Raw genomic sequence first — 7246 nt, 5'->3', positions numbered from 1 at the left:
CTGTGATTTTCTTAGTGTAAGCGCGTCAGGAACGCCCCTTGGGCTAACACCTTTTCTATAAACCAAGCTAGATTCTATCATTTTAATGCAAGTTTTTGCTAGGGCAAAAACTTGTGTATCGCTCGTGCGGAGTGAATCTCCTACGCTTACGCTTCGCGTGCATACACAGAATCTAAATGCGAGATTCTGTGTTTTCTATCTATCATATCATTTTAGATTCTCTGCGCCACCCTCCTCTAATGCCACGCACATTTGTGCGCTCGCGGGATAAATGAGATAGCCGCGCGTGGGGCTGCCGCTTAGCTTGCGCAAAAACTTCACATACTCCCCAACTTGTGTGAAATGCTCCTCGCGCGGGAGATGGGAGCTTTTGTAATCTAGCACGATAAGCTCGCTATCATTTTGTAGCAGCGCATCGATGCGGAAAAACCGCCCATTATGCAGATACGAAACCTCGGTGTGAATCTCGCAAGCCCTGCACAACGCCCCAAACTCCGCATTTGCAATCGCTTGCATAAAGCGCGCCTGCACCCGCTCTAGTGCCTCTTTGGAGAGCACAAAGCCATAGAGATTACGCACGATAGCAGCCACCTCATCGAGATGGTCTCGCCACGAGCTAGATTCTCTATACGCACTTAGCAACTGCTCATCGCGCGCCAAATCCGCCCCAGAATCGCCTCGCATAGCCACTCCTAGCAAATACTCAAAGTAACTATGCAATGCCTTGCCAAACATCACAGATTCTAAAGAAAACTCTTGCTGCCAGCCCGTCTGCTCCACCCTCATAAAGTCCCCCTGCCTGCCAAGCACGGGAAGCGGGGTAAAAGGGGTTTTTAGATTCTCTTTGCTTTGAGATGGTGCATTGTGCGCTATGCCAGAGCCCAATGCACCGCGCACGCACGCCCCTAGCTCCAATCGCTCAAAATACGAGCTTTGCGTTTTGGACTTAGACTTTTCATTCTTTGGCTCAATGGGCTTGCACACAATCATCAGACTTTGCTTTGCCCTTGTGAAAGCGACATAGAGTCGATTGAGGCTCTCTGCCTCCTCTAGATACTCCCTTGCCTCCTTAGCAGCCCCATACGCGCGATCTACATTCTCCCGCCCTTTATATGCGTAATACACGCTCCTAAGCTCTATGCCCTCATACTCGTAGAGAATCTTATCCTTTGATGAGTTTATCTTGTCTTTCAAGCAATCACACACGATGAGATGCCTAAACTCCAAGCCCTTAGACTTGTGGATCGTCATAATCCTAATACCATACGCGCTCTCTTTGGGCGCATTGACATCTATCAAGCCATAGACTTGCAAAAACTCCTCGATACTCTCATACGCGCACGCCTGCTCCAAAAACTGCATAGCCGCCGCGCACCCTAGCTGCAGAGATTCTATCACTTCATAGACATACCGCGCGCAATGCCCGCTATATGCAGGAAGTGGCGGCTCCCAAAACAACTCCTTGCCAAGCAGTTTGGCGATATTACGCTTATAAAGCTCCTTTTGTGTGTGGGCGTAATACAGGGCATTGATGAGCACATTACACGGGAAAGCGTCGAAAAAATTTTGCGAAACCTCGGCGATGAGGGGCAGCTTGGGATTGTGGAATTTGATAAAATCGCGCAGGGTTTTCACCTCATCGTTAGTAAAAGCCAAAATCGTGATATCATCGGGCTTTGCGCCATTTTCTAGCAGCTCACACACATTTTCATACACGATCTTGCAGATCTCATCGGCTTGCTGCTCGCTCTTTGGCGCATATCGCACCGCCACATAGCCTTGTGAATTTTCATTTTTGGACGAGAGCCTTTGGGGGATATAGCCGCTCCCATACTGCGCGCCAAAAACCTCATTGACAAACTCGAGCACCACCTTGCTTGAGCGATAGTTATAGCCTAGCTCATCGCACTCTAGCCTGCGCGCCATCTCCTCAAACACCGCGCTAAAACCCCCGCGAAAGCCATAAATACTCTGCTTAGTATCGCCCACCATAAACACACTGCGATCCTCTATCCGCCCGCTGCCCGATAGAATCTCCTCGATAAGCGGCAGGAGGATTTGATACTGCACGATACTTGTGTCTTGAAACTCATCGAGCAAAATGTGCATAATCTTGTCATCAAGGCGGAAGTAAAAAAACGCGCGATCGTGGTGCGAGTAAAGGAGCTCTAGGACTTTGTAAGTGATGTCGTTGTAGTTTAGGGTATTTGTTTTGGCGAGATAGGCACTCTTTATCGCCTTAAACCTCTCAATATAGCGCGATACGCGCGCAAAGATCTCGCTTTCCTTGCCACGCAGATACGCCTCTAGCAACTCCCGCAGCTGCGCAAACTCTGAATCTAAGTGCTGAAGCTTTAGCTTTTTAAAAAACAAATACTCCGAGCCTTTGAGCACCCAAGTTGCCTCTGCTAGAGATTCTATGCTTTCATAATTAAACGCGTTTATGCCCTTTTGAGCAATGCCCTCCATACTCGTGATACGCTCTCTAAGTGAGGCGACTTTGGATTCTATAATGCCCTCTAGCTCCTCTAAATGCGCCTTTGGGCTAAAGCGCGCAAAAACCTCCTCTAGCTCCTCATAACGCCACAAAATCCTCAAAAACTCGGTGATCTTTTGACTCGTCCCAAAATACTGATAGCAAAATCGCGCAAAATCGCGCAGCTCACTTGGGCGGAGTGAATCCAAAAACCGCTCATACACCTCCTCGTGCGGATACCTACCTATCTCAAAATCACTCCCCACGCCCACATACCAGCAAAATTTTTGCAAAATCGTATAAAAAAACGAATCGAGCGTGGTGATACGCGTGTGGGATTGGGTAAATTCCGCATAAATACGCGCAATATGCTCTCGCACAAATGCCTCGCTAATGCCCTCCTTTTGGAGTGCGATAAAAAAATCATTGCGCGCTAGTATGCCCTCTTGCGCGTCTTTGGCAAGGGTAGCGAGGCTTTGGGAGATTCTGTGGCGCATTTCATTTGAGGCTTTGTTGGTAAAAGTGAGCGTTAAAATCTCATAGGGCTTTGCACCCTTGCAGAGCAGATACACATAGCGCAGCGCGAGGGCAAAGGTTTTGCCACTGCCCGCAGATGCCCTAAGTGCTAGATACTGCTTCATAGCTATCCTTGTATCGTAGCCCTAAATTTCTCAAGCAAAAAGGCGGGCTGATAGCTAAGCTTTGCCTTGCGCAAGCCCTCTATCCCCAAATCCTCCTCGCGATTTACCCATACACAATGGCTAAAGCAATGCTCCAAAACCTGCTGATTAATCGCCTGATAAATCCCGCGATATTGGGAATCTGCCTTTTCGATATGAATCACTGCGACTTTTCCCCTTTTTCTCGCGCCCTGCTCTCTAGACTCGCCACTGCCCTCATACGCCTTGTTAGATTCTGTATGAGGCTTAGCACTAGATTCTGTAATACTGCTTGGTGGCGCAGATTCTGTGCTCTCACTCTCTAGCACGCAGGGCAGCTCCTCGCCAAAGCTAAACGCCCCCACCTTGCCATTAATAAAAATCACACCGCCCTTTAGTCCTAGCTGCTCATACGCCCCAAGCGCGTCTTTGATCCCCAGATACTCATACTTTAGCCCCTCGCTTTTGTTTGGATTAGCCCCAAACCACTCCTCATACGCCTCCAAAATCGCTTGAGCGTTGCGCGCAGTGATCTCTTCAAACACAAAATGCGGGTATTCTTGCAAAAACGCGTTGAGATGGTTTTTTTTCTTATGATATTTGCGCCCGCTTAAGAGTATGAGCTCAGAGACATCATAGATATAGTCAAACTTCTCGCGCACCGGAGTGCTTGTGCTACCAAAGTGTGAATCTAGCGCGCGCGCTTGCGCCCTATCCATCGAGGCGAGGTGCAGCGGCAGGTTTAGGCGCACATAATGCGCCCTTAGGGTTTCTAGCACACGCAATGCACTCTCCATACACTCCGCCCCTATAGGGAAAAACACAAATGGCTCACTCCCTGCATAGCGCGTCTGTATCACGAGCGTATCCTCCAAAATCGCGTAGCTAATCTCGCGCGCGTGCCGCCACATATAGCAGTTTGTGAAGTTCATATCAGAAAGCGCGAGATTATCGCGCGCCATATACCGCCTAAAAATCTCTTGTGAATCTAAAGTAATGGGTAAAAACTCAATCATTGCTCGCCTTTATATGCCCCTATGCCTCAAAGTCAAAGCCCGCCACATAGCTCCCAAGCCACTTTAACTCGTCCTTGCGCTTGGCAAAAAGTCCTTGGACATTTTTATCGAGATAATGCCCCTTAAAATCGATAAAAAACCCAAAGGCAAAGTTATGCTGGGCTTTGATGGGGCGCGAATCGATTTTGGTAAGATTGATACCAAAGGTTTTAAAATCCTCTAGCAGCCCAAAGAGCGCGGCGGTTTCTTTGTAATTGCGCAAAGTCGCAAACACCGAGGTTTTGTCATTACCACTTGGGGCATTGACAAAATCACTCACCACCACAAAGCGCGTGCGATTATCGTGCGTATCCTCGATGTTTTCAAACATTACGGGCAGTCCATAGAGCTTGGCAGCGACTTTGGAGCAAATCGCCGCGCTTGAGTGCTCCTCGCTCACAATCTGTGCCGCCCTAGCAGTAGAATCCACTGATACAAACTCCAAATCATCTAAATTATGCGATTTTAAAAACTCGCTACACTGCCCAAAGGCTATGTCTTTGGAGTAGATTTTGCGCACTTGGCTTAGGTGCTCGCACTGAGAGACGAAGCTGTGGTGGATTGGCAGCACAAGCTCGGCGATAATCTTTAGATTAGAATTGCTTAAATGATCGATTGTCGCGCCCACCATACCATTTGTGTTGTTTTCTATCGGCACGACGCCATACTTCACGCGCCCCTGCTCTAGTGCCTTAAACACCGAAGGTATGGTAGTGAGCGCGATATACTCGCTCATCGCCCCAAACCTCTCGCGCGCCGCCTGATGCGTATAACTCCCAATAGGTCCCAAAAACGCGACTTTTTGGCGCATCTCGAGATTGCGCGAGATGGCAAAAATCTCCTGATATATCGCGCTCACTGCCTTTTTGTCCAAAAAGTCCCCATCGCCCAAATCCGCACTCAAACGCTCAATAATCGCTCGTTCGCGCTCTGGACGATAGATAGAGCTGCCCACTTGGTGCTTTTGCACACCCACTTGATGCACGAGATTCATACGCTCTTTGAGCAGTGCTAGAATCTGCGTATCGACTTTGTCAATCTCCCTGCGCAGAGAATCTAACGCCCTATCGTCATTGCTTATGCCCTTTTGCATTGCCCACCTTTAGAATCTAATCCCGCGCGTCTTTGCCTAAGCGTCTCTAGCTCACTAGCCACTAGAGATTCAAAAGTCTCTGCGGGCTTGATGAGGAAGTCCTCTCCATCTTGCACGCCCACTTCCGCAGCGCGCGGACGCGTGTTGTAAGTATGCGCCATACTATAGCCATACGCCCCGACATTTTCAAACGCCACAATATCGCTATGTGTGAGCGTGGGCAGCGCGATATCCTTTGCCAAAAAATCGCTAGATTCACAAATCGCGCCCACCACATCGGCTTTTGAAGTTTGGGGGTTGGGCGTATCTTGCGTGGCTTGTGTGTTTGGTGTATTGGGCGTGTTTGGCGCGCTAGATTCTGTGCGAGGTGCGCCCTGCGTATGGGGTGCGCTAGATTCTGTGTTAGATTCTAGGGCGTTATCCCTCTGCACCACTCGCATTGTATGCACAGCATTATAGAGCGCGGGGCGCATTAGATCATTCATCGCCGCATCGACTATCACAAAGCGTTTGTGCCCATTGTGCTTTTCATAGAGCACTTTGCTTAGTAGCACGCCGCTTTTGCCCACGATATACCTGCCCGGCTCGCAAATAATGCTCACATCAAGCCCGCGCAACGCCGCCAAAATCGCCTGTGCGTAGTCATACAAAGATATTTCACGCTCATCGGTGTAGCGGATACCCACGCCACCGCCCACATCAAAGAATCTAATCTCGATTTTGAGTGCTAAAAGGCTATGAGTGAGCTCGGCGATTTTTTGCGCGCCTTGCTTGATTGGCTCTAAATCCGTGAGTTGGGAGCCTATGTGGAAGTGTATGCCAATTGGCTTGATATGCGGGGAGTTTTTGGCATAAATATACATTTGCTTAGCACTCTGTATATCCACGCCAAACTTATTTTCGTGCAAGCCCGTGGAGATATAGGGGTGGGTTTTGGCATCGATATTGGGATTGACACGCACCGAGATACGCGCCACTAGCCCGAGCTCTTTGGCGATAGATTCTATGCGCTCTAGCTCCGCCCTGCTCTCGACATTGAGAAACAAAATATCGCTCCTTAATGCCTCGCGTATCTCATCATCACGCTTGCCCACGCCGCTATAGATGATTTTATACTTTGGGATTCCCGCTAGGAGCGCGCGTCGCACCTCCCCGATAGAGACGCAATCCGCGCCCGAGCCAAGCTCGGCGAGATGGCTAATAATGCTAAGGTTTGGGTTTGCCTTGAGCGCGTAGCAGATGAGGGATTTTCGCGCCTTAAAGGCGTCTTTGAATGCTTGGAATTGGGTGGTGATAGAGTGGAAGTCATACACATACAAGGGTGTGCCATACTTTTGCGCACAGCGCGCAAGCAGGGCATTGTCTAAGGCAGTATCCATACTACAAGGCTCCAACAGAATTCTAGGGGATTAAACGAGCGGTTATTCTAACGACATAGCTTTAAAATAGCCTTAACTCTTGGCTACTCCTCAAACTCCTCACAAAGCTTTAAAATAAGCGCAGAATCTAATACCTTTGGATCGATACGCACGCCGATATCGGGGCTCTCCCACTGCTCTAGGGGTAACCACTCTAGCTCGCTAGCCTTACTGCTTCTTGAGGCTTTTTCATAAGGGAAGTGGTATTGGGGCATCTCCACCCTCACAAGGCAGTTTGTGTGGGGCACGAGCTGCTCGATACGCCCAAATTCTTTGAATCTCAAGCCAAAATTCTTAACAAGCCATTGATCGCCCTCCCTGACATTGCGCCACGCTTTGAGCACACATACTTTTTTATCTATGAGGCAAAAATCTATCCTTGGCAGCAGCACCATATCCCATATATGCCTCACTGCATAAAAGCCCTTATAGAGCTTATCGGGCAAGTAGATATGATCCACATCGATTTTTAGCAGCCACTCATCTTTTGGTATCACGCTTAGCACATAGTTGTAATACGCATAGAGCTTATTCTCCTCACTCTG

General features: G+C 48.9%; 4 protein-coding genes and 1 pseudogene. All 5 read right to left on the bottom strand.

Annotated elements, in window-relative coordinates:
• Positions 1–207 precede the first annotated feature (207 nt).
• Positions 208–3117, bottom strand: a complete 2910-nt coding sequence (locus tag ACH2BK_RS09805) for a RecB-like helicase (RefSeq protein ID WP_395003748.1) — start codon at positions 3115–3117, stop codon at positions 208–210.
• A 2-nt stretch (positions 3118–3119) separates the two neighbouring features.
• Complete coding sequence (locus ACH2BK_RS09800; protein WP_395003746.1) at positions 3120–4151, bottom strand: DUF2156 domain-containing protein; 1032 nt, start codon at positions 4149–4151, stop codon at positions 3120–3122.
• A gap of 19 nt (positions 4152–4170) precedes the next feature.
• Complete coding sequence (pheA, locus tag ACH2BK_RS09795; RefSeq protein ID WP_395003744.1) at positions 4171–5283, bottom strand: prephenate dehydratase; 1113 nt, start codon at positions 5281–5283, stop codon at positions 4171–4173.
• Positions 5268–6662 carry a diaminopimelate decarboxylase gene (gene lysA, locus ACH2BK_RS09790; RefSeq protein ID WP_395003742.1) on the bottom strand — a complete coding sequence of 465 codons (1395 nt, stop codon included), beginning with the start codon at positions 6660–6662 and terminating at the stop codon, positions 5268–5270. The genes pheA and lysA overlap by 16 nt, the downstream gene beginning before the upstream one ends.
• A gap of 83 nt (positions 6663–6745) precedes the next feature.
• A pseudogene (locus tag ACH2BK_RS09785) lies at positions 6746–7246 on the bottom strand (hypothetical protein); the annotation flags it as partial.

It is taken from the genome of uncultured Helicobacter sp., assembly GCF_949282165.1.
In the GTDB taxonomy this organism is placed as follows: domain Bacteria; phylum Campylobacterota; class Campylobacteria; order Campylobacterales; family Helicobacteraceae; genus Helicobacter_F.
The sequence above is the reverse complement of the archived record's forward strand: the minus strand, read 5'-3'. Positions and strand labels throughout refer to the sequence as shown.